We start from the raw sequence: 22,345 nt of genomic DNA, 5'->3' as shown, positions 1-22,345 counted from the left end.
GGCCGTACGGCCGCGGCGGATGGCACGGGTGAATGGGTCGGCGGATGAAGGGGCGGAGCGGGCGGCCGCGCCGGTCTCAGGCGCGGGCCGGCCCGGCCGGTGGCGCCCGCCCGCGATCCGCCGCCGCCCGGTCCCAGCGGAAGGGCGCGGCCGCCCGCTCGCCGTCGCCCGGCACACCGCCGGGCGGCGCCGCCTGCGCACCGGGTACGGCCACGGCGAGCGGGCCGTGCGGCACCGGACGCTCCCCGGGGGCCTCCTGCCGCACCGCGGCCCGGGCGGCACGCACGCCGGCACACGGCTCGTCGGCGAACGCGACGGCGCTGCTCTCGTCGCCCGGGGCGGCCGGGGAAGCGGCGGCCGCCTGCGGGAGGCGGACGGGTCCGGCGTCGGCCGGCTGGGCGGTGAGGAGGGCGAGGGCCGTCAGCAGGAGGGCCAGGAGGGCCGTGAAGGCGGGCGCACGAAGGGGGGTGCGCGGTGTCCGGTGCATGCGCCGGTCCCCTTTCATGGCGGTGACGGTGCGTGGGGGCCCGGGCCCGGCCGGGGAGTTGGCGGCCGGGGCACCGGGCGGTCGGGGTGCCGGGGTCAGGGTTCGACGAGGCCGGCGCGGATGGCGTAGCGGGTGAGTTCCAGGCGGTCGTGCAGACCGAGCTTCTGCAGCAGGTTGGCGCGGTGGCGCTGCACGGTCTTGACGCTGATGAAGAGGATCTCGGCGATCTCCTTGGAGGAGTGCCCCTCCGCGACCAGCTTGAGGACCTCCTCCTCGCGCGGGGTGAGGATCTGGTCCGGCGTCTCCTCGCCGTGCCGCACCCGGTCGAGGTAGTTGCGGATGAGGGCGGTGACCGCCCCCGGGTAGAGGAAGGGCTCGTCGCGCATCGCGGACCGGCAGGCGGCGACCAGGTCCCGGTCGGCGACGGACTTCAGCACGTAGCCCGAGGCGCCGGCCTTCAGGGCCTGGAAGAAGTACTGCTCGTTGTCGTGCATCGTCAGCATCAGGACGCGCAGCCCCGGCTTCAGCGCGATCAGCTCGCGGGTGGCCTGCAGTCCGGTCAGCCGGGGCATGGCGATGTCCAGCACGGCCAGGTCGACGTCGTGCGTGCGGGCCATCGCGATGGCCTCGGCGCCGTCGCCCGCCTCGGCGACCACCTCCAGGTCCGGCTCCTGGTCGAGGATGAGCCGCACGCCGCGCCGGACCAGCGCGTGGTCGTCGGCGAGGAGGATGCGGATCGGGGTGGCTGGCATGGTCACGGCTGCTTCCTGGGAACGGGGGCGGTGAGGCGCACCCGGGTGCCCGCACCGGGCGCGGAGGTGATGTCGAGGTGGGCCCCGATGAGCAGGGCCCGCTCCCGCATGCCGCGGATGCCGGCGCCCTCCCGGGCGGCTTCGATGCCGCAGCCGTCGTCGGTGACGGCCAGTTCCACCCTGCCCTCGCCGTGGTCCAGGGCCACGACGACGCGTTCGGCGTCCGCGTGCCGGGCGGCGTTGGTCAGGCCCTCCTGGGCGACCCGGTAGAAGACCAGCTCGGTCTCCGGCTCCAGGGCGGGCAGGTCGGCGTCGAAGCGGCGCTGCACCTGCAGCCCGGTGTGCGCGGCGAAGTCCTCGGTGAGCGAGGTCAGCGCGCTGACCAGGCCCAGGTCGTCCAGCACGCCGGGCCGCAGCCGGCGCACCAGGCGGCGCACCTCGTCCAGGCTCTCCCGGGTGATCTCCTGCATCTGGTGCAGTTCCCCGCGCAGCGGCTCGCCGGCCTGGTCGGCGGCCCGTTTCAGGGCGAGCAGGATCGCGGTCATGCTCTGCCCCACCTCGTCGTGCAGTTCCTGCGCGATACGGCGGCGTTCGGCCTCCTGCGCGAACAGGGCGCGGGCGCTGCTGGTGGCGCGTTCCTGCTCCAGCCGCTCCAGCATCGCGTTGAAAGCGCGGATCAGCTCGGCGACCTCGGCGCCGCCGTGCGCGGGCAGCCGCTGGCCGGGACGGAGCAGGTCCACGGTGGTCATCAGCTTCGTCAGCCGGTCGAGCGGGGCCAGACCCCAGCGCAGCAGGCCGGCGTTGGCGACCAGCATCACCGCCAGACCGCCCAGCAGGATCACGGCCTCGGTCAGCACGACCGGGACGGAGACGGTCACCGGAGCCCACAGCAGCAGTGCCGTGGCCGTGCCCAGCACCACGGCGTTGAGTCCGAAGATCCGCCAGAACAGGGACACCGGACGTACGCCTCCTTTTCGCGATGCGGCCTGCCTCCACTGTCGGGCATCGGGCGCCCCGGGCGGGCCGCTGCCCTGGCCGCCCCCAGCCTGCCCGTCGCCGACACGCCGGGGCGATGGGGCGCGTGGCCCATTTTCTCCGCCGCCGTCCACCCACGCCCGGCCCGGGCAGGGTTCGTGACGCTCGGTAAATGGGTTCCGCGCCCGATGGGCAGGGGCGGCGTGATCGGCGAGGGTCGAGACGACGGCGGACCGGCCGTCCGACACCCCGAACCGTCCGGGACCGAGAGAGGGAAGCACCATGTCGATCGACACTCCCGCCGCCGATGGCCACCTGCGCAGCCTCACCGCCCACGAGGCCCGCCGGCGCCTGGAGCACGCGCGCGGCACCCGGCTGGTCCAGCTCGAGGCGGTGAACGAGACCGGGCACCCGGCGGACGACCAGCTGATGTCCGCCCAGCGGACCGCCATCGAGCGGGTGCTGAAGGAGATCGACGACGCCTTCGCCCGGGTCGCGGCGGGGACCTACGGGACCTGCGAGAACTGCGCCAAGCCCGTGCCGGTGGAGCGGCTGGAGATCCTGCCCTACACCCGCTACTGCGTCACCTGCCGGCGCGTCGCTCCCTGAGCCCGCGCCCTCCCCTGTCCCCGACCCGCCTTTCGTTCCGCTCTGCCCAAGGGGTGAAGTGGTGACCCACCAGATCATCGGCGACCCGGAAACGCACGACACCGGGCCAAGTGCCCCAGCGGGGCACGCGCCGCTCCCGCACCCGCACCTGTCGCCCGAGGACGTGGCCGCGCTGCGCGAGAACCTCCACGAGCAGCGCCTGTTCCGGCAGGAGCAGCTGGTGCAGATCGCGTCCGCCGTCCCGTCCCGCACCGACGACCTGCTGCGGCAGAGCACCGCCGGGCAGGTGGAGGTGCACGTCAAGCTCGCCGCCTCCGCCCGCATGGTCCTCAGCGACGTCGTCGCGGCGCTCGACCGCATGGACCGGGGCAGCTACGGCGCCTGCCACCTGTGCCGCCGGCCCATCGACCGCGAGCGGCTGCTGATAGTGCCGCAGGCCCGCTACTGCGCGCGCTGCCAGCAGGTCCGGGAGGCCGGCCGATGAACGGCGTCCGGCGCCCCGGCGCCACCGGGCACCGGCCCTGGCCCCGGTGCCGCCGGTGCTGCGGGGTCGCCCTCGACCTGGGCAGCGCCCGCACCCGCGCCTGGATCGCCGGCCGGGGACTGGTCCTCGACGTGCCCACGGTCACCTTTCCCGGCACCGGCGCGGTCCACCCCGCCCAGCGGGACGCCATCGTCGACACCCCGGGCTGCGCCAGGATGCTGGAGCGCCTGCTCTCGGACCGGCTGCCGCGCCTCGCCCGGCCGCTGGTCATCGTCACCGCCCCGGTGCTGGACGGCGTCGCCTACCGGGACGCGGCCCGCACCGCCGTGGGCGTGCTGCGTCCGCGCGGCGTGCTGACCGTCCCCAGCGCCCGGGCCGTCGCGCTGGCCGCGGGCGCGGACCAGGCCCGGCCCGTGCTCGTGGTGGACATCGGCGCGCACCTCACCGAGGTGGTGCTGCTGTCCGACGGCGCCGTCGTGGACGCCCGCCGCACCGCTCTGGGCACCGGCGACCTGGACACCCTGCCGCCCGCGGACCTCTGCGACGCGGTGACCGCCATGGTGGCCGCGATGGTGCGGCAGGACCGCACCAGCGCCACCCTCGACGCGCTGCGCCGCGGCCCCCTGCTGGCGGGCGGCGGCGCGCTGCGGCCGGAGATCACCCACCGGCTCACCGGCCGGCTGGACGTGCCGCTCCGCGTCGTCCGGGCGCCGCACACCGCCGCGGTGCGCGGCGCCGCGCGGCTCCTGGAAGCGGCCCACCGCCACCCCGCCACGACCGGGTCCGGCGCCCTCCTGCCACCCGGCCCGCACCCCTCCTAGCCCGTCCTCCCGTGCGCCGTCCCCCTCACCGGAAGGAGGTCGCCTTGGCCGGCCGCGTACCCCCGCCCGCACAGCCGCCTCCCGAGGACCTGCCCCGGGTCACCCTGTGGCGGCTGCGCGGCAATCCCCTGCGCCGCCGCTCGGACCTGCTCCTCGGGTGGTTCGGCCTCGGTCTGCTGGCGGCCGTGCTCGCGGCCGCCCCCGTCGTCGCCCTGCTGGCCGGCGACACCGCCCGACGGCACTACGCCCGCACCGCCCAGCACCAGGCCGAGACCCGGCGACCCACCACCGCGGTCCTGCTCCGGGACGTGCCGCGGCACCCCGAACCGGGCTCGGCGGAGGCCGCCCTGACGCGGTACCCGGCGCGGGTCCTCGTCGACGGCCCCGACGGCCGTACCCGGACCGTGCGGACCGAGGTCGAACCCGGCCTGCGCGCGGGCAGCACCGTGCACGTCTGGGCCGACCGGGACGGTCGGATCACCGGGGCGCCGATGACCACCGAGGAGATCCGCTCCCGCTGCATGGGCTGGGCGATCTGCGCGGCCCTGGCCACCGCCGGCGCCGGCGCGGCCGCCTACGGCACCGCGGCCCGGGCCGTGCGGCGGCACAACCTCGCCGCGTGGGAGACGGCCTGGAACAGGACGGCACCCCGCTGGACGCTCTCCTCGTGAGTGACGGGTCACCGGAGCGGTGAGCGCACGGCGCATGACGTGGCATCACCGCGCCGGGACCGCCGCCCATCGGGTGATTCCGGCCGCGCGGCGGGGGGCGGCCGGGGCCGGGACGGGAAATCCCTTGTGCGTAACCGATCACCGACGGGCAGGGAGCGTCATGCCGAAGTTCCTCATCCAGGCCAGCTACACCGCGGACGGCACGAAGGGGCTGCTCGACGAGGGCGGCAGCGGCCGCCGCGCCGCCGTCGAGCAGGTCGTCTCCGGCCTCGGCGGAAGCGTCGAGGCCATGTACTTCGCCTTCGGGGCGGACGACATCGTGCTCGTCGTCGACTTCCCCGACCCGGCGGCCATGGCGGCCGTCTCCCTCCATGTGAAGGCCAGCGGCGCCCTGCTCACCCGGGCCACTCCGCTGCTCACCCTGGAGGAGCTCGACGAGGCCGCCCGCCGGCAGGTCGCCTTCCGCGCCCCCGGCGCCTGAGCCGGGGGCGCCCGCGGGCCCTACGCCGCCGGTGTGATCTCCAGCAGTTTCTTGCCGGCGACGAGTTCCGGCACGGTCTTCCCCGTCACGTACTGCCGCCCGAGTCCCGGCTGGCCGAACCAGGGCCTGATGGGACCGGCCTGGACCGTGAAGTCCTCGGTGACGCGGTAGAGGTGGTAGTTGAACGGCGGGGCGGCCGGGTCGTACTCGTCGAGGTTGGTAGGCGGGATGGCCCGCTTGGCGTACGGCGTGCCCGCCGGTGCCAGGAAGTTGCCGCGGCCGCTGCCGAAGAGGTCGACGAGCTGCCCCTTGCGCAGCGTCTCCGTCCGCTGCACCGGGCGGCCGTCGCGCAGCACGAACCCGTTGTTGTCCGGGTACCACCAGCCGGAGACGTTCTGCTGGCTGGTCTGCCAGTAGCAGCCGAGGAACCAGTACGAGGAGGTGCCGTCCTGCGGTTTCCAGCCCTTGAGCATCCGCGCGACGGGGCCGGTGACCGGGAGATGGCTGGGGCCGAGCCGCCAGTCGTCGCGGTAGTAGTTCTCCAGCCCCTCGGGCGGCGCCTTGGTGACGTTCGCCGTCCGGTGGGTGACCGGGCAGGCGCGGCCGTCGTGGCGCAGGTGCGCTCCGGCGGCCTGGGCGGGGGCCGGGGTGACCCCGAGCAACAGGAGCGTCGAGGCGAGCGCGCTCCACAGGAAACGGCGCAGTACGCGCATCCGAGTCCCTTCTCCTCCGGTGCCCGCCGGGCACCGGGTACGCGGGCATGGCCATGGACGCGCGAAGGGACGGCACGGAGCGGCCGTCCCTCACGCGGCACGGTGCATTCAATGCGCGGCGCGGGCGCGAAGCGGCGAACTGCGGCGGGAGGGGCACCGGAACGGCGTAACGGAACACCCCGGGCGGCCGAGGCCGTCCGCCCGGCGGCGGACTCCTCAGCCCTGGCGCGGGTTAGGCCGCAGGACGGCGAAGACGGACCGGTCGGGCGCGCTCAGCCAGGCGATGGTGCCGACGTCGGGCACGTCCACGGCGGGCATGAGCACCGTCGCGCCGTTGTCGCGTCCGGCGGCGACGACGGCCTCCGGGTCGGACACGGCGAAGTACGGCACCCAGCGCGGGTCCCCCTGGCCGCCCCGCAGCGGGGCCACACCGCCGAACGCGCCCTCCTGCTGGTCGCCGTCGGCGACGCTGAGCACCTGGTACGCCATGCCGGGCGCCGTCATCTCCGCCGAACGCCAGCCGAACAGCCCGGCGTAGAACCGGATCGCCGACTCCGGTTCGGTGGTGTGCAGTTCGACCCAGACCAGCGCGTTGTCCTCGCTGGTCCGCTGCAGCCCCATCGGGGACCGCAGCACCGCGAACCGGGCGCCCTGCGGGTCGGTGAACTGGGCCATCGACCCCTCGCCCACTCTCATCGGCTCGACGCGCACGGTTCCGCCGCCCGCGACCACGTCCCGGGCGGTGGCCTCGATGTCGTCGCTGTGGAAGTACGTCGTCCAGGCCGGGACGGCGCCCGGTTCGGTGAGCCGGCCGAGGGCGGCGACGGTGCTGCCGTCCTTCAGGAAGAACCCGTAGCCGCCCGCCTCCGGGCCGGCGGAGGCGAACTGCCAGCCGAAGACGGCGCCGTAGAAGGCGGCGCTCGCGTCGGTGTCCGGACTTCCGAGGTCGAGCCAGACGGGCGATCCGGTGCGGAAGTCGGTGCCGAGCATGCGTTTCCTCCTGGGGCGGGTGCAGGACGCCCGTCACTATGCCGTAAACCGGGTGAAGAAGTGACAGACAGGAGTGAGAGTGTTCATAGGAAAATAAGCGTTGATTCATCGCTTTACTGACATAGTGCGGCCATGAGAACCACGAGGGCCGGCAGCCGTGCCCGCACCGCACGCCCGCGCGGCCGCCGTACCGCCCTCGTACTCGCCGGCGCCGCCCTGCTGGCCTGCGCCCTGTCCTGCCAGGCGGACCGCACCGCCCCCCGCCCGGCCCGCGAGGCGCCCGGCGCCGACGCGGGCGTCTCCGCAGCGGCGCCCTCTCCCGGCGCCCGGGGCATCGGCGACCCGCTGCTGCCGCTCGACGGCAACGGCGGCTACACGGTGCGCCGTTACGAACTCGTCTTCGACTGGCGGGCGCCGGGCACGCCGTTCGCGGCCGGCGCCACCGTCACGGCCACCGCCACCCAGACCCTGTCCCGCTTCGACCTGGACTTCGCGGGCAACACGCTGCACGAGGTCACCGTCGACGGCCGTCCCGCGCGGGCGGAGCGCGACGGCGACGAACTCGTCGTCACCCCGGCGCGGCCGGTCGCGGACGGCGCCTCCTTCACCGTGCGGGTCACCTACACCGCCGACCCCGCCCAGCGCCGCCACCGCCGCGACGCGATCGGTGAGTACGGCTGGGTGCCCACCCCCGACGGCACCGTGCTCTACCCGCAGCCCGACGGCGCCAAGATGATCTTTCCGGCCGACGACCACCCCAGCCTGCGCGCGCCGTTCACCTTCCACATCACGACCCCGGCGGACCGTCAGGCGGTGGCCAACGGCCGGCTCGTCGAGCGGGCTCCGCAACCCGGCAGGCGCGTCCGGTGGACGTACGACTCCGAGGAGCCCATCGCGGCCCAGCTCGTCCAGGTGGCGATCGGCAGGTTCGAGTTCGCCGACGGCACCGGGCCGCACGGGCTGCCGGTCCGGGACGTCGTGCCCGAGGACCTCGTCGCGGACACCGCGGAGCACCGCTCCCTCACCCCGGAACACCTGGCCTGGCTGGAACAGCGGCTCGGCCCCTACCCGTTCCGCCGCTACGGCGTGCTCGTCGCCGACACCGATCTGCCGGTCGCGCTGGAGACCCAGTCGCTGTCCGTCGTGCCGAGGGACAGCCTGCTGGGCGACCGGGTGCACGCCGAGCGCGACCTGGTGCACGAGCTGACCCACCAGTGGACGGGCGACAGCGTCGCCCTGCGGCGGTGGTCGGACCTGTGGCTGAGCGAGGGTCACGCCCGCTTCTACGAACGCCTCTACTCCGAGTCGCACGGTGGGGTCTCCCTGGAGGACGCGATGCGGGACGCGTACGAACAGCACGACCAGTGGCGGCACGACGACGGGGCGCCCGCCGAGCCCACCGAACCGTCCCTCTTCCGCAACATCCGCTACGACGGCTCCGCGCTGGTGCTCTACGCGCTGCGCGAGGAGGTCGGCGAGGAGACCTTCGGGCGGATCGAACACACCTGGGTGACCCGCTACCGGGGCCGGGCGGCCGGCACCGCGGACTTCGTCGCGCTCGCCTCCGAGGTCGCGGGCCGGGACCTGAAACCGTTTCTGACGCCGTGGCTGTACGGGCCGCACACCCCGCCGATGCCCGGGCACCCCGACTGGCGGGTGGACCCGGCCGAGGACTGAGCGTCCACGCCGCCGACCGGGTGGCCTGGGCGGGGTCACTGGTCCACGCCAGTGACCCTTGGCGCGACGTGGCGCGGCGGGCACGGCAGCGTACAAGGGGTGGCGGTGGAGCACCCGCTCCCCCGGGGCAGGACGAGCGCGGTCGGAGGCCCTTGCATATGTGGAGTCGTGTCAAGTCCCGTGTCCCCGGCGCCGTACGCGGCCGCAACGGGCTGATCTGCGCCACCGCCTCGGCGGCGCTCCTGCTGCCGCTGCTGGCCTGGCCGTCGTCCGACGACGGTGAGAACGAGGACCGGCGGCTCCAGGGCGACTTCGCGACCGCCGCGCAGGACTACCACGTGCCGGTGAGCGTCCTCATGGGCGTGTCCTATCTGCAGTCGCGCTGGGACTCCCATCCGGGCGTCCCGAGCACCGGCGGCGGCTACGGGCCGATGCACCTGGTGGACCCCGGCCTCACGGGGGCGGCGGGACCCTCGCCCCGGCCCGCCGCCCGGCCCGCGCGCGGCGGTCCGGAACAGCGGGCGGCGGACCTGCGCCGGGCCGCCCGCCTCACCGGAGAGGCGACGGACCGGCTGCGGCTGGACGCCGCCGCCAACGTGCGCGGCGGCGCCGCCCTGCTGGCGGCCACCCAGAAGGCGCTCGGCAGGCCGCTGAGCCAGAACCCGGCGGACTGGTGGGACGCGGTGACCCGCTTCTCCGGCTCCAGCGACAAGGCGGAGGCGGCGACGTACGCGCACGACGTCTTCGAGGTGATCCGGCAGGGCGCGCACCGCACCACCGACGTGGGCCAGCGGGTCACCCTGGCCGCCCGCCCCGAGGTGCGCTGGAACCCGGCCGGCCAGTCCGGCCCGCAGCGTGCGCAGGACCCCGAGTGCCCGCCGGAGCTGTCCTGCTCGTGGCTGAGCGCCTCCTACGCCACGACCGACGACGACGGCGGCTACGGCAACCACGACCTCGCCGACCGGCCCCGGGACCAGAAGATCGACTACATCGTCATCCACGACACCGAGGCGATCCTGCCCAACATGTTCAAGACCGTGCAGGACCCGACGGAGGCCTCCTGGCACTACTCGATCAGCTCCCGCGACGGCCACGTCACCCAGCACATCAAGACCAAGGACGAGGCCTGGCACTCGGGCAGCCAGTTCGTCAACGCCCGCTCGATCGGCATCGAGCACGAGGGCTTCCTCACCCAGCCCGACGCCTGGTTCTCCGAGTCGATGTACCGGACCTCGGCCCGCCTGGTGCGCTACCTGGCGCGGAAGTACGGCGTTCCGCTGGACCGGCAGCACATCTTCGGCCACGACAACGTGCCCGCCCCGACCGCCGACTCCATCCCCGACATGCACGACGACCCCGGCCCGTTCTGGGACTGGCGGCACTACTTCGACCTGCTCGGCGCCCCGCTGAAGGCGACGGCCGGACCGGACAGCCCCATGGTGACCGTGCTGCCCGACTACGCCACGCACAAGCCGCGGTTCACCGGGTGCACGGGGAAGGGCGACCCGTGCGCACCGCACGGCTCCAGCGCCGTCCGCCTGTACACCGAGCCGTCCGAGAGCGCGCCCCTGATCCAGGACATGGGCCGGCACCCGGACGGCGAGGACTCCACGGAGGACGTCAACGACCTGGGCTCGCGGGTCTCGGCCGGCCAGACCTTCGCGGTCGCCGGGCGCAGCGGCGACTGGACGGCGATCTGGTTCCAGGGCAACAAGGCCTGGTTCAAGAATCCGAAGAAGCACCCGACGGCGGTCGGCGCGGCCGGCCGGATGGTCACGCCCAAGGAAGGCCTGAGCGAGATCCCGGTGTTCGGGCGCGCGCTGCCCGACGAGGACGCCTACCCGGACGGCGTGGACGAACAGCCCGAGTCGCCGCTGCCGTACGACCTCCGCGCGGGCCAGCGGTACGTGACGCGGTCCAGCGTCCTCGGCACCTGGGCCGGCAAGTCGTACGGCAGCGCGCCCTACCCGGTGGTGAAGGGCCGCGAGCGCTACTACGAGATCCAGTTCGGGCACCGGCTCGCCTACGTCCGGGAGCAGGACGTGGACCTGGTGAAGGCGCCGGCCACGAAGGCCCCGAAGTCGGGTGCGGCGGGCTCCGCTTCGCACTGACGCACCTCCCCGGCGGGCCCGGCGGGGCACTAGGGTCCGCGCATGGCGAGGGTGGGGAAGCGGACGTGGATCGCCTGCGGGGTGATCGGGGCGGTGTGCTGCGCGCTCGCCGTGTCCACCGCGCTCGCGGTGGCCCGGCAGCGGCAGGACGCCCGGCGGATCGACGCCGCGCCCCGGCGGGTCACCGGTGTCGTCGAGCGCGCGGTGCCCGAACCCAAGGGGGGCGTGCGGATGGAGATCGCCTACACGGTGGGCGTCCGCCGCTACGCCACCCACCGGGAACTGTTCGACCTTCCGTACGGCACGAAGCCGAGGGCGGGCGTCCGGGTGTGCCTGGAGGTGGCCGCCTCCCGGCCGGCCGTCAACCGTCTGTGCGGCCGGCGCTATCCGGCGGGCGACGACTGGGTCCCGGCCTACGGCCTCGTGGCCGTCGCGGGCACGATCGGGGTGCTCGCCTGCGTCGGCACCGTCCTCGCCGCCCGCCGGGCGCGTCCCGCCCCGGCCGCCGGTGACGGGGTCCTTACGGACCCGTGACGCGCCGTCCGCGCGAGGGGGCGGGGGCCGGGTGCGCGCCTAGCGTGGGCGTATGCGCGTACTGGTCACCGGCGGTGCCGGGTTCATCGGGTCCCATGTCGTCGACGCCCTGCGGGCGCGCGGGCACGAGCCGGTGGTGTTCGACGTCCGCGACGACCCCGGAGCCGACGTGCGCGACCCGGCGGCGGTCGACCGCGCGCTCGCCGGGGTGGACGCGGTCTGCCACCAGGCGGCCATGGTGGGCCTCGGCGACGGCGTCTCGGACGCGGCCGAGTACGTCTCCCGCAACGACCTGGGCACCGCCGTCCTGCTCGCCGCGATGGCCCGGGCGGGCGTGCGGCGGCTGGTGCTGGCGGGCTCGATGGTGGTGTACGGGGAGGGCCGCTACGAGTGCCCGGCGCACGGCGTCGTACGTCCCGGCCCGCGCGCCGAGGACCGGCTGGCGGCCGGCCGCTTCGAACCGGACTGCCCGTCGTGCGGCGCCGAGCTGGCCCCGGGGCTGGTCGCCGAGGACGCCCCGGCCGACCCGCGCAACGTCTACGCCGCCACCAAGCTCGCCCAGGAGCACCTGTCCGCCGCGTGGGCCCGCTGCACCGGCGGTACGGCCGTCTCGCTGCGCTACCACAACGTGTACGGCCCCCGGATGCCCCGGAACACCCCGTACGCCGGCGTCGCCTCCTTCTTCCGCTCGGCCCTCGAACGCGGGGAGCCGCCGAGGGTGTTCGAGGACGGGCGGCAGCGCCGGGACTTCGTCCACGTGCGGGACGTGGCCGCCGCCGACGTCATCGCGCTGGAGGCCGGAGGGCGCCCCGGAACGCTCACCGCGTACAACACCGGCAGCGGTGAGCCGCACACGGTCGGCGACCTGGCCCGCGCCCTGGCCGCCGCGCACGGCGGCCCGGAGCCGCTGGTCACCGGTGAGTACCGGCTGGGCGACGTCCGCCACATCACGGCGGACTCGACCCGGCTGCGCACGGAACTCGGCTGGATTCCGGAGGTCGGATTCGCCGAGGGGATGCGGGAGTTCGCACGGACCTCCTGAGCCGGATCCGCCGCGCACCGACTCCCGGGTACGACCCGGCCGGCCAGCGGGGCGTGTCCGGGCGCGGCCGCCGACCGGACGACCGGCGCCTGTCCGGGCACGGCCGCCGACCGGACGACCGGGCTCCGCCGGCTCGGCGGGCGCCCCGGACACGGCTCGGCCGGACACGGCTCGGCGGCGCCCCGGCCTACGTTCCGGCCGCCGGGAGGGTCACCTCGAAGCGGCAGCCGCCCGGGATGTTCCGCACCGTGGCGTGTCCCTGGTGCGCCTCCACGATCCCCCGCACGATCGCCAGGCCCAGGCCCGCCCCCGCCGGTGGCGTCCGGGCGTCCGTGCCGCGCCAGCCGGTGTCGAAGACGCGGGGCAGGTCCTCCTCGGGGATGCCGCCGCAGCCGTCCGTCACCGACAGCACCACACCGCCGGGCGCGCGCTCGGCGGTGACGGCGACCGTGCCGTCGGCCGGGGTGCGGCGGATGGCGTTCACCAGCAGGTTGGCCAGCACCCGGCTCATCTCCTTGCCGTCGACCTCCACCGGGACCGGCTCCACCCCGTCCCCGACCAGCCGTACACCGTGCTCCCGGGCGAGCGCGCCGACGCCCGCGAGGGCGTCGCCGACCAGGTCGTAGAGGGAGACGCGGGCCGGGCTGAGGGGCAGTGTGCCGGCGTGGATGCGGGAGAGCTCGAAGAGGTCGCCGACCATGTCGTTGAGGCGCTCCACCTCGGTGCGGATCTGCTTGAGGTAGCGGTCCGGATCGGCGGCCACCCCGTCCTCCAGCGCCTCGGACATGGCGCGCAGCCCGGCGAGCGGGGTGCGCAGATCGTGCGAGATCCAGGCGACCAGCTCGCGCCGGGAGGTCTCCAGCGCCCGTTCGCGGTCGCGGGACGCGGCCAGCCGGGCGCTGGTGGCGGCCAGCTCGCGGCCGAGCGCGTCCAGTTCGGCGGTGGCCGGGGCGGCCGGCGCGGCGAAGGCGCCGCCGTCGCCGAAGTGCCGTGCGGCGTCGGTGAGTTCCCGGCTGCGGGCGACGACCCAGCGGCCCAGCAGCAGCGCGGTGGCCAGGGAGACGACGGCCGCCATCGCGACGACGGCGGTGACGACCCGCAGATCGTGCGCGGACAGGAACATCGCCTGCGCCACGGCCATGGTCCCGGCGAGCATGGCCACCACCCCGACGGCGGCCACCACGGCGAGCGAGGCGGTGAGGGAGCGTCTGCGGATCAGGCGGAGCACCGCCGCGCCCACGAGGCCGGTGGCGGCGGCGCCGAGGAAGGCGTAGAGGGCGATGAGGAGGTTGTCGCGCACGTCAGACCGCCTCCTTCCCCGTGGCGTCGAAGCGGTAGCCGACGCCCCACACGGTCTGGATGAGGCGGGGCCGGGCCGGATCGTCCTCGACCTTGCCGCGCAGCCGCCGGACGTGGACGGTGACGGTCGACAGGTCGCCGAAGTCCCAGCCCCACACCTCCCGCATCAGCTCCTCCCGGCCGAACGCCCGGCCCGGGTGCCGCATGAAGAAGGCCAGCAGGTCGAACTCCCGTAGCGTGAGCAGCAGTTCGCCGCCGTCCTTGGTGGCGCGGCGGGCCTGCGGGTCCACGGTCAGACCGGCCGCGCCGAGCCGGCCGCCCGCTGCGGCGGGCCGGGCGCGGCGCAGCACCGACTCCACCCGCAGCACCAGTTCGCGCGGGCTGAACGGCTTGGTGACGTAGTCGTCGGCGCCGACCTCCAGGCCGAGGATGCGGTCGTCCTCGTCGCCGCGCGCGGTGAGCATGACGACCGGCACCGAACCCCGCTCGCGCAGCCGGCGGCACACCTCGAGGCCGTCCATGCCGGGCAGCATCAGATCGAGCACCACCAGGTCGGGCCGGTGCCCGGCGGCCCGTTCGAGCGCGGACGGCCCGTCGCCGGCCCGGTCCACGGTGAACCCGGCGCGGTCCAGGTAACCCGCGACGACCTCGGCGACGGTCGGGTCGTCGTCCACGACGAGGATCCGGCCCCGGGTGTCCGGCCGCCGTCCGGTGTCCGGTGACGCGTATGGCTGCTGCATGTCTCCCACCCTGGCACCGCGCCGCCGCCCCGGCCCGCCCCCGGCGCCGACGTCCGGGTTTCGTAAGGAGCGGATGTCCGCTTCGTCACGGTTCGGCTTCGTAGGGTGAACGCCGTGACCACCTCACCGTCCCGCACCGGCGTGGATGTCGTCCTGCCCTGTCTGAACGAGGCCGGGGCCCTGCCCTGGGTGCTGGAGCGCATTCCGCCCGGCTGGCGCGCCCTCGTCGTCGACAACGGCTCCACCGACGGCTCCGCCGCTCTCGCCCGCGCCCTCGGCGCCACCGTCGTCACCGAGCCACGGCGGGGTTTCGGCGCCGCCTGCCACGCGGGGCTGCTGGCCGCCACCGCGGACGTGGTGTGCTTCTGCGACTGCGACGCCTCCCTCGACCCCGCGCACCTGGTCCCGTTCGTCCGCGAGGTCCGGGGCGGCGGGGCCGACCTGGTCCTCGGCCGGCGGCGCCCGCAGACCCGGGGCGCCTGGCCCGCCCACGCCCGGGCCGGCAACCTGGCGCTGACCCGCCTGCTGCGCCGCCGCACCGGGCTGCGCCTGCACGACCTCGGCCCGCTGCGCGCCGCCCGCCGGGAGGCCCTGCTGGGCCTCGGCCTCACCGACCGGCGCAGCGGCTACCCCCTGCAGATGGTGGTGCGCGCCGCCGACGCCGGCTGGCGCATCGCCGAGCACGACGTGCCCTACCTCCCGCGCACCGGCGCCTCCAAGGTCACCGGCACCTGGCGCGGCACCTGGCACGCGGTGCGGGACATGAGCGCGGTCCTGGGCGAGCCGCCCGCCGCCGGCCCCCGGCCGCACGGCGACGGCGGCTGACCGCGCGGTTCCCCCGCGCCCACCGAGGAGCCGCACCACCCGCGCGGTCCCCCCGCGCCCCCGAGGAGCCGCACCACCCGCGCCGCACAAGGAGACCGAACCATGACCACCCTCCTGGTCATCGCCAAGGAGCCCTGCCCCGGCAGGGTCAAGACCCGTCTCACCCCGCCCTTCACCCCCGCCCAGGCCGCCGCGCTCGCCGAAGCCGCCCTCGCCGACACCCTGCGCGCCGTGGCCGAGACCCCCGCCGCCCGCCGGCTCCTGGTCCTGGACGGCCGGCCCGGCCCCTGGCTGCCGGCCGGCTTCGACGTCGTCCCCCAGTGCGCCGGCGGCCTCGACGACCGTCTCGCCGACGCCTTCGCCCGGTGCACGGGCCCGGCCCTGCTGATCGGCATGGACACCCCGCAGGTCACCCCCGCCCTGCTCACCGTGGACTTCACGGACTGCGACGCGTGCTTCGGCCCGGCCGAGGACGGCGGCTTCTGGGCGCTGGGCCTGGCCCGCCCGGAGCCCGCGCTGCTGCGCGGCGTTCCCATGTCGACGCCGGCGACCGGGGCGGTGCAGCGGGAGCGGCTGGTGGCCGCCGGGCTGCGGGTGCGGGACCTGCCCACGCTGCGGGACGTCGACACGGCCGCCGACGCCCGCGCCGTCGCCGCCCTGGCCCCGCACGGCGCCTTCGCCGCCCGCCTCGCCGACTGCACGGCGGGCCGGTGAGCGCGGCCGGCGCCCCGCCCGCCTGGGCGGCCTGCGATCCGTACACCGCCGCCCTGCGCAGCGGCCGGGGCCCGCTGTTCCTGCGCCTGGCCGACGGGCGGCTGCTGCCGCTGGACGTGGAGCGCTGGTGCGCCGCCGCGGACGCCGTGGACCGGGCCGTGCTGGCCCGCTGCGAGGGCGCCGTCCTGGACGTCGGCTGCGGCCCGGGCCGGCTGGTCGCGGAACTCGCCGCGCAGGGCCGCACCGTGCTCGGCGTCGACGTCTGCGAGGCCGCCGTCACCCGCACCGTCACCGTGGGCGGCCAGGCGCTGCGCCGCTCCGTCTTCGGCCCGCTGCCCGGCGAGGGCCGCTGGGGGACCGTCCTGCTCATGGACGGCAACATCGGCATCGGCGGCGACCCGGGCGCCCTGCTGCACCGCATGGGACAACTGCTGCGCTCCGGCGGCCTGCTGATAGCCGAGACCGACCCGGCGGACATCGACGAGCGAGCCGAGGCGCGGGTCGTGCGCCACCACCGGGAAACCGCCGGCGAACCGTTCCCGTGGGCCCGGACCGGCACCCCGGCCCTGCTCGCGATCGCGGACCGGGCCGGGTGGCGGACGGCCGCTCAGTGGGCGGCCGGCGAGCGCCGCTTCGTCGCCCTGCGCACGCCGAGCACCCGCAGCGCCAGCAGCAGCGCCGAGCCGCCGAAGAGCACGGCGGTGATCAGCAGCCAGCGGCCGAGGTAGACGTCGGCGGACATGCCGGTGGCCGCGCGGTAGCGCCGGTCCACCAGGTTCAGGATCAGCGGGAACCACACGAGCAGCAGCAGCCCCGACAGCACGGCGGGCACCCGCACGTACGACGTCCACTCACGCCGGCCGGCCGCGCCGAGCCCGCGGACGACCGCCCGGTCCGCCGCCGAGTACAGCGGCAGCAGCACCAGGTCGTGCAGCAGGGCCGCGCCCACGATCCACAGCGCGATCGCGCGCCAGTCACCGGCGAGGAGCCGCACCCCGGCGTACCCGGCGAGCGCGAACGTGCAGGCGAACAGCAGCAGTTGGAACGGGCTCCCGACCGGGAGACGGGGCCGCATCACAGGTCTCCGAAGGTCAGCCGGGCCACCCACTTGGTGTTGAGCACCCCGGGCGCTGCGGGCACGATGATCCGCGCCGGGTGGCCGTGGTCCATGGACAGGTCCTCGCCGTTGACGGCCAGGGCGAGCAGGGAGCGGCCGTCCGCCACCTGGTTGGCGCGCAGGGCCGCGCGGCGGAAGGCGCCGTGCCGCTGCAGGGACTCCACGAGCACGTCCGGGACCTCGCCGTCGTACCCGACGAGCGCCGCGAGGTCGCGCAGCCGCACCCCGCGCCACCACTGGTCGGCGGTCGACCAGCCCTCCACGCAGGCGATGGGCAACGACGAGCTGTGCTGGGGCAGTCGCAGCAGCTCGGCGCGGCTGAGGCGCACGGTGCCGGTCCGGCCGGTGACGACGAGCCGCCAGGCCTCCTCGCCGGTCTCCGCCGCGTCGATCCCGGCGTACGCGGCCGTCTTGTTGATCTGGAAGCCGTTCGGGCCGCCGCCCGGGTCGGGCCCGCCGTGCGGCGCGAGCAGCGCGGTCCGGCGGAACGGGCCGCCCAGGCTCTGCCCCACCGTGGTCAGGAACAGCAGCAGCGAGCCGCCGCCGACCAGCCACAGCGCCCCGCGCCGGGAGACGGTGGGCGGGTCGGGGCGCGGGGCGGCCAGGTCGCTCTCCGGCTCCCCGCCCAGCCGCCGCCGTACGGTGCGCACGGCCGCCGGCGCCTTCAGCACGGCGTGCGCCACGAACGCGGCGAAGAACACCCAGGCCCCGTAGAAGTGCAGCGGGTAGAAGCTGCCCGGGAAGACGTAGGCGAGCTGGACGTTGAGGACGCCGGTGGTGAACTCGAACAGCCCGCCGCCGACGAGCAGCAGCAGGGAGAGCCGCTCCAGCGCGTGCGCGAGGGAACGGGCCGGCGGCAGGGTGAACAGCCGGGGCACCACCGACCACAGCTTGGCCAGCAGGACCGGGACGAGGGTGACGCCGAGGGTGACGTGGACGCCCTGGGTGAACCGGTACAGCCACACCGGGCCGGCCGGCCAGGCGAACAGGTAGAACCCGAGGACGCCCTTGTCCGGCGTGGTGTCGTTCACCGGGGACAGGTCCGGGTTGTAGGAGGCGTACGACACCAGGCCGGTCACGAACAGCACCGTGATGCCGGCGAGCAGTACGAGGCCGAGCACCGAGGTGAACCAGGGCCCGCGCAGGGGGCTGCGCCAGAAACCGGGGGCGGTGGGAAGCCGGGGATGGTCGCGCATGTGCCGACGGTAGGCCGCGGGACGCCCGGAGAAGGGCCCGCGACCGGTGACGAAACGCTGACGTCCGCCCGGTGCGACGGCTCCGGCACGGCCGTGCGGCCTAACGTGCCGACGTGACCCGCTCCCTCCGCAGTGACGCCGGCCGTGACCGCCGCCCGGCAGACCGCGACGCCCGCCGCGGCCTCCGCCGTGACCTGTACGCCGCCGGGGCCGCCGCCCTGCTGGTGACGGCCGCCGTGCTGACCGGCCGCCACATCCAGTCCACCCGCCACACGCTGTTCGTGCACTGGCCGCCCCTGCTGGCCGAGTGGGACCCGCACCTGGGGCCCGGCACCCCGGCCGCCGTGCTCCTCGCCGCGGCCGGGGTGGCGTACGGGCCGTCGCTCGCCGGCCGCCTGCCCTGGCGGGCCCTGCTCGCGGCGGCCTGGGCGGCGTCGACGGCCTGGATCCTCTCCCTCGCCCTGGTCGACGGCTGGCAGCGGGGCGTCGCGGGCCGCCTGACCACCCGCGAGGAGTACCTCCGGGTCGTCGGCCGCTTCCACGACATCCCGGCCGCGCTGCGCGACTTCACCCACCACATCGTGGCGGGGACCCCCGATCCCTGGCCGGCCCATGTCGCGGGCCACCCGCCCGGCGCCACGCTCACCTTCGTCCTCCTCGACCGGGCCGGGCTGCACGGGGGCGGCTGGGCCGGGCTGTGGTGCGTGCTCACCGGCGCCACGGCCTGCGTGGCCGTCCTGGTCGCCGTACGGGCCCTGGCCGGCGAGGCGTTCGCCCGCCGCGCCGCGCCCTTCCTGGTGCTGGCCCCGGCCGCGGTGTGGACCGGCACCTCGGCGGACGGCTGGTTCGCGGCGGCCGCGGCCTGGGCGGTGGCCCTGCTGGCCCTCGCGGTCACCCGGGGCTCCCTGCCGTGGGCGGCCGCCTCCGGGCTGCTGTTCGGCCTGACCTGCTACCTGTCGTACGGGCTCACGCTCGTCGCCCTGCCCGGCGCGGCGGTGCTGTGGACGGCCCGGGACGGGGTCCGCGGGCGTCCCGCCCTGCTCCTGGCCCTGCTCGCCGGACTGGCCGTGGTGCCGCTGCTGTTCACGTTCGCGGGGTTCGACTGGTGGACGGCGTACCGCCTGCTGGTGACCCGTTACCACCAGGGCGTCGGCGGCACCCGGCCCTACGGCTACTGGGTGTGGGCCAACCTCGCCTGCACCGTGCTGATCACCGGCCTGGCGACGGCGGCGGGCCTGCGCCGGGCCGTCGCGGCCCTCGTCCGGCGCGCGTCCCCCGCCGCCGTCCGCCCGGCGGTCCTCGTCTGCGCCGCGCTGCTGGCCCTGCTGATCGCCGACCTGTCCGGGATGAGCAAGGCCGAGACCGAGCGGATCTGGCTGCCGTTCGCGGTGTGGCTGCTCCCGGCGTGCGCGTACCTTCCGCGTCCCCGCGCCTGGCTCACCGCTCAGGCGGCGCTCGCCCTGCTCCTGAACCACCTGCTGCTGACCGGGTGGTGAGGGGGCGAGGGGTCGGCCGGCGGACCGGTCCACAGCCTGTGGACGGCGGCGGAGTCCGCGGCCCGCTGCGGGGGTCCCGTCGTGGCCGGCCCTAGTAGTCCTCCTCCTTCACGGCCCGGGCGCGGCCCGGCTCGGGCAGTTCGCCCAGCTCGGCGCGCACCACCAGCACGTCGCCGATGAACAGGTCGTAGACCAGGATGCCGATCACGGCGCCGACCAGCGGCCCGACGATCGGGATCCACCAGTACGCGCTGAACGAGCCGGCCACACTGCCGGGGAAGGCCAGACTGTCCCAGCCCGCAGCCCAGGTGAACAGCCGCGGCCCGAAGTCGCGGGCCGGGTTGATGGCGTAGCCCGCGTTCGCGCCGTAGGACATGCCGATCGCGGCGACGATGAAACCCACGATCAGCGGTGCGAGGTTGGCCTTCACGGCCTGGTTGCGCAGGTCGAGGACGGCGGCGATCAGCATCAGCAGGAAGGCCGTGCCCACGATCTGGTCGATCAGCGGCCCCCAGATGCCGCCGTGGAAGTACGGAGCCGGGAAGGTCGCGAAGATCGAGAAGGTGGCGTTGGTGTGCCCGTTCACCTTCGGTCCCGGCACGGCCGCGTCGAAGGCGTTGATCGCCTGGTGGTAGACGAGGTAGACCAGCGCCGCTCCCGCGAACGCGCCCACGATCTGCGCGAACCAGTACGGCACCACCTTGACCCAGGGGAACCCGCGGCGCACGGCCATGGCCAGCGTCACCGCCGGGTTGATGTGGGCGCCGCTGACGCCGCCGGCGACGTAGACGCCGAAGACCACGGCCATCGCCCAGCCCCAGGTGATCAGCAGCCAGTCACCGGCCGCCAGGAAGATGGTCGTCGGGGTGGCGGCACGGCCCGATCCGGGCAGCGCGGCGACCGCCATCGCGACCACACCGCAGCCGAAGGAGATGAGGACGAAGGTCCCCAGGAACTCCGCCAGACACTCGCCCAGCAGCCCTCCCCGGCTTCGGAGCCGGGACGGCTTGATGAGCGAAGGGATTTCCACAGCCATTGAGGCCCCCTCGAAGAGAGCAATGCGGCCAACATCACCATATTGGCCCACAAATGCTCTTCACGCAGGGCAACGTCCGGTACCCCCGCCCGCCTGCGGTTTCAGCCGTCGAGGTCGTCGGCGTAGTGCCGGAATCCGCGCCGGTCGCGGTGCATGGCCCACAGGGTGTCCGCCAGCACGGCCGGGTCCTTGCGCACGTGGCCGGGCGTGATCGACCCGGGGATGATCAGCTGGGCGACGTGGATCCCCTCGCCGGCCAGCCGGTCGTGCAGCAGATGCCCGTACGCGCTCTCCGCGGCGAACGCGATCGAGGTGCCGGCCCGCTCGGGATGGGGCACGGCGGCCGTGCCGCCGTTGACCAGCAGGATGGTCCCGCGGCCCAGCTCCCGCATGCCCGGCAGGACCTGCTGCACCGCCACGACCGGCCCGTACACCGAGAACTCGATCGGCCCGAGCAGGTCCCGGTGCCGGGTCTCCAGCACCGGCCGCATGAAGTCCCGGTGCGGTACCGGGCTGTACTGCAGCACCTCCACCGTGCCGAGGACGCGGCCCGCGTCCTTCAGCGCGGCCGCCAGTTCCTCCGGCCGGCGCACGTCGGCGGCGAAGCCGCGTGCGGCGACCCCGTCGGCGGCCAGCTCACGGACCAGGTCGTTCAGCCGCCCGGCGTCCCGCGCGACGAGGGCGACGTCGTAGCCCTCCCGCCCGAACCGGCGGGCGACGGCGGTCCCGAGCCCGGGACCGGCCCCGACGATGGCGATGACACTCACGGATGAAATCCTCCCCGCCCGGCGAGCACCTCACCACCCGCGCGGCGGCGAGGCCGTCGCACGGGCCCGCGCGCGGGTTCCCCGTCAGCCGCCGACGACGCCCGCGGACTCCTCCGTCACACTCCGGCCCGGTCCACGCCGGATCCGCTCCACCTGAGCGGCGGTGACGGCCCGCACGGCGAACGCACCGGCCACCGCGGCGCCGACCACGGCGGCGTCGGCGAGGAGCAGCGGCCACACCCCCTCGTAGGCCCGCGCGATGATCCGGTCCGTCGAGTCGCGCGACACCAGACCGACCCCGCCGAACATGCCGAGCAGCCAGAGCACCCACCACACGTTGACGGAGACGGGCAGCCTGCGTTCCGGGGCGGTGGCCCGGAAGGCGTCGGCGACGATCCCGCGCGGGAACCAGAGGTTCACGACGGGCACGATCCACCCGAGGTACACCCAGATCCCGAGGTACTTCGGCGGACGCCCCGACAGCACCCGCGCGTTCTCCCGCACCTGCCGCAGCCAGGCCAGGAACAGCAGCGCGCACACGAGGGCGACGCCGCCGCCCAGCGAGGTCACGAGGTGGTACGAGTCCTCGAGCCCGGTGAGCGGCCGGTGCACCCCGTCGCCCTGGTCCGGCGGCCCCGAGGCGGGCTCCCCCGCCACGGCCAGCCTGATCTCCCAGACCCCCCGCACCACCCAGGCGGCCCCGGCCGCCAGCAGCGCCCCGCCCGTCAGCCGCCCGGCCGTCCGCACGGACCGCGCCTCGAGCCGCTCGCGAGCGGCTCCCTCCCCCATGAGTTCGTCCACGCGCCCA

General features: G+C 75.4%; 24 protein-coding genes. 13 read left to right on the top strand and 11 right to left on the bottom strand.

Annotated elements, in window-relative coordinates; translation table 11 throughout:
- Positions 1–76 precede the first annotated feature (76 nt).
- The 3 genes from ACZ7JA_RS10635 to ACZ7JA_RS10625 all read right to left on the bottom strand — a co-directional run bounded on the left by ACZ7JA_RS10635 (position 77) and on the right by ACZ7JA_RS10625 (position 2,195).
- On the bottom strand, positions 77–487 hold the full coding sequence (locus ACZ7JA_RS10635; protein ID WP_470807897.1) for a hypothetical protein: 411 nt from the start codon (positions 485–487) through the stop codon (positions 77–79).
- A 95-nt stretch (positions 488–582) separates the two neighbouring features.
- Positions 583–1,239, bottom strand: coding sequence for a response regulator transcription factor (locus ACZ7JA_RS10630; RefSeq protein WP_351672515.1), 657 nt, complete (start codon positions 1,237–1,239; stop codon positions 583–585).
- A 2-nt stretch (positions 1,240–1,241) separates the two neighbouring features.
- The gene (locus ACZ7JA_RS10625; protein WP_389300527.1) at positions 1,242–2,195 is read right to left on the bottom strand and encodes a HAMP domain-containing sensor histidine kinase; all 954 of its coding nucleotides are present in this window, start codon (positions 2,193–2,195) and stop codon (positions 1,242–1,244) included.
- A gap of 301 nt (positions 2,196–2,496) precedes the next feature.
- Here ACZ7JA_RS10625 and ACZ7JA_RS10620 point away from each other — a divergent pair, with 301 nt between their 5' ends.
- The 5 genes from ACZ7JA_RS10620 to ACZ7JA_RS10600 all read left to right on the top strand — a co-directional run bounded on the left by ACZ7JA_RS10620 (position 2,497) and on the right by ACZ7JA_RS10600 (position 5,280).
- Positions 2,497–2,823: a TraR/DksA family transcriptional regulator gene (locus ACZ7JA_RS10620; RefSeq protein ID WP_351672511.1), complete on the top strand. Its 327-nt coding sequence runs from the start codon at positions 2,497–2,499 to the stop codon at positions 2,821–2,823.
- A 58-nt stretch (positions 2,824–2,881) separates the two neighbouring features.
- Entirely contained in the window at positions 2,882–3,307 is a 426-nt protein-coding gene (locus ACZ7JA_RS10615; RefSeq protein ID WP_389448889.1) for a TraR/DksA family transcriptional regulator, read from the top strand.
- Positions 3,304–4,128, top strand: a complete 825-nt coding sequence (locus tag ACZ7JA_RS10610; protein WP_470807896.1) for a rod shape-determining protein — start codon at positions 3,304–3,306, stop codon at positions 4,126–4,128. Before ACZ7JA_RS10615 ends, ACZ7JA_RS10610 begins: the two co-directional genes overlap by 4 nt.
- 44 nt (positions 4,129–4,172) lie before the next feature.
- Positions 4,173–4,799 carry an Rv1733c family protein gene (locus ACZ7JA_RS10605; protein ID WP_470807895.1) on the top strand — a complete coding sequence of 209 codons (627 nt, stop codon included), beginning with the start codon at positions 4,173–4,175 and terminating at the stop codon, positions 4,797–4,799.
- A gap of 160 nt (positions 4,800–4,959) precedes the next feature.
- Positions 4,960–5,280: a GYD domain-containing protein gene (locus ACZ7JA_RS10600; RefSeq protein WP_351672506.1), complete on the top strand. Its 321-nt coding sequence runs from the start codon at positions 4,960–4,962 to the stop codon at positions 5,278–5,280.
- A 20-nt stretch (positions 5,281–5,300) separates the two neighbouring features.
- Here the strand turns inward: ACZ7JA_RS10600 and ACZ7JA_RS10595 are convergent, their stop codons facing one another.
- Both ACZ7JA_RS10595 and ACZ7JA_RS10590 read right to left on the bottom strand, forming a co-directional pair.
- Entirely contained in the window at positions 5,301–5,993 is a 693-nt protein-coding gene (locus ACZ7JA_RS10595; protein ID WP_351672504.1) for a TNT domain-containing protein, read from the bottom strand.
- 216 nt (positions 5,994–6,209) lie between these two features.
- Entirely contained in the window at positions 6,210–6,983 is a 774-nt protein-coding gene (locus tag ACZ7JA_RS10590) for a VOC family protein (RefSeq protein WP_470807894.1), read from the bottom strand.
- Positions 6,984–7,115: 132 nt separating this feature from the next.
- Here ACZ7JA_RS10590 and ACZ7JA_RS10585 point away from each other — a divergent pair, with 132 nt between their 5' ends.
- From ACZ7JA_RS10585 to ACZ7JA_RS10570, 4 genes are all read left to right on the top strand, one after another.
- Entirely contained in the window at positions 7,116–8,660 is a 1,545-nt protein-coding gene (locus ACZ7JA_RS10585) for a M1 family metallopeptidase (RefSeq protein ID WP_470807893.1), read from the top strand.
- Between the two features lie 158 nt (positions 8,661–8,818).
- Complete coding sequence (locus ACZ7JA_RS10580) at positions 8,819–10,771, top strand: N-acetylmuramoyl-L-alanine amidase (protein WP_351672499.1); 1,953 nt, start codon at positions 8,819–8,821, stop codon at positions 10,769–10,771.
- A gap of 42 nt (positions 10,772–10,813) precedes the next feature.
- Positions 10,814–11,305, top strand: coding sequence for a hypothetical protein (locus ACZ7JA_RS10575; RefSeq protein WP_470807892.1), 492 nt, complete (start codon positions 10,814–10,816; stop codon positions 11,303–11,305).
- A gap of 52 nt (positions 11,306–11,357) precedes the next feature.
- Positions 11,358–12,347, top strand: coding sequence for an NAD-dependent epimerase/dehydratase family protein (locus ACZ7JA_RS10570; RefSeq protein ID WP_389300501.1), 990 nt, complete (start codon positions 11,358–11,360; stop codon positions 12,345–12,347).
- Between the two features lie 187 nt (positions 12,348–12,534).
- Here ACZ7JA_RS10570 and ACZ7JA_RS10565 read toward each other — a convergent pair whose 3' ends face one another.
- Together ACZ7JA_RS10565 and ACZ7JA_RS10560 are read right to left on the bottom strand one after the other, a co-directional pair.
- Positions 12,535–13,647, bottom strand: coding sequence for a sensor histidine kinase (locus ACZ7JA_RS10565; RefSeq protein ID WP_470807891.1), 1,113 nt, complete (start codon positions 13,645–13,647; stop codon positions 12,535–12,537).
- A 1-nt stretch (position 13,648) separates the two neighbouring features.
- Positions 13,649–14,386, bottom strand: a complete 738-nt coding sequence (locus ACZ7JA_RS10560) for a response regulator transcription factor (RefSeq protein WP_389448873.1) — start codon at positions 14,384–14,386, stop codon at positions 13,649–13,651.
- 105 nt (positions 14,387–14,491) lie between these two features.
- On the opposite strand from ACZ7JA_RS10560, the gene ACZ7JA_RS10555 reads away from it, so the two are divergent.
- The 3 genes from ACZ7JA_RS10555 (at position 14,492) to ACZ7JA_RS10545 (ending at position 16,653) form a co-directional block, all read left to right on the top strand.
- Positions 14,492–15,211 (top strand): glycosyltransferase family 2 protein, encoded by a 720-nt coding sequence (locus ACZ7JA_RS10555; protein ID WP_351672489.1) that lies wholly within the window; start codon positions 14,492–14,494, stop codon positions 15,209–15,211.
- A 102-nt stretch (positions 15,212–15,313) separates the two neighbouring features.
- The gene (locus tag ACZ7JA_RS10550) at positions 15,314–15,925 is read left to right on the top strand and encodes a TIGR04282 family arsenosugar biosynthesis glycosyltransferase (RefSeq protein WP_470807890.1); all 612 of its coding nucleotides are present in this window, start codon (positions 15,314–15,316) and stop codon (positions 15,923–15,925) included.
- A complete protein-coding gene (locus ACZ7JA_RS10545; protein WP_351672485.1) occupies positions 15,922–16,653 on the top strand; it encodes a methyltransferase domain-containing protein in 732 nt (243 codons plus the stop codon). Before ACZ7JA_RS10550 ends, ACZ7JA_RS10545 begins: the two co-directional genes overlap by 4 nt.
- Positions 16,654–16,999: 346 nt before the next feature.
- On the opposite strand, the gene ACZ7JA_RS10540 is transcribed toward ACZ7JA_RS10545, so the two are convergent.
- Positions 17,000–18,238 (bottom strand): molybdopterin-dependent oxidoreductase, encoded by a 1,239-nt coding sequence (locus ACZ7JA_RS10540; RefSeq protein ID WP_351672483.1) that lies wholly within the window; start codon positions 18,236–18,238, stop codon positions 17,000–17,002.
- A gap of 113 nt (positions 18,239–18,351) precedes the next feature.
- Here ACZ7JA_RS10540 and ACZ7JA_RS10535 point away from each other — a divergent pair, with 113 nt between their 5' ends.
- Positions 18,352–19,734, top strand: coding sequence for a hypothetical protein (locus ACZ7JA_RS10535; RefSeq protein ID WP_450748642.1), 1,383 nt, complete (start codon positions 18,352–18,354; stop codon positions 19,732–19,734).
- Positions 19,735–19,825: 91 nt separating this feature from the next.
- On the opposite strand, the gene ACZ7JA_RS10530 is transcribed toward ACZ7JA_RS10535, so the two are convergent.
- The 3 genes from ACZ7JA_RS10530 to ACZ7JA_RS10520 form a co-directional block, all read right to left on the bottom strand.
- Positions 19,826–20,770, bottom strand: coding sequence for an MIP/aquaporin family protein (locus tag ACZ7JA_RS10530; protein ID WP_351672481.1), 945 nt, complete (start codon positions 20,768–20,770; stop codon positions 19,826–19,828).
- 101 nt (positions 20,771–20,871) lie between these two features.
- Complete coding sequence (locus tag ACZ7JA_RS10525) at positions 20,872–21,537, bottom strand: SDR family NAD(P)-dependent oxidoreductase (RefSeq protein WP_351672479.1); 666 nt, start codon at positions 21,535–21,537, stop codon at positions 20,872–20,874.
- An 84-nt stretch (positions 21,538–21,621) separates the two neighbouring features.
- Positions 21,622–22,326 (bottom strand): DUF4328 domain-containing protein, encoded by a 705-nt coding sequence (locus ACZ7JA_RS10520; RefSeq protein ID WP_470807970.1) that lies wholly within the window; start codon positions 22,324–22,326, stop codon positions 21,622–21,624.
- Positions 22,327–22,345: the final 19 nt, after the last annotated feature.

Source organism: Streptomyces sp. NPDC038135 (genome assembly GCF_055601245.1).
The sequence above is the reverse complement of the archived record's forward strand: the minus strand, read 5'-3'. Positions and strand labels throughout refer to the sequence as shown.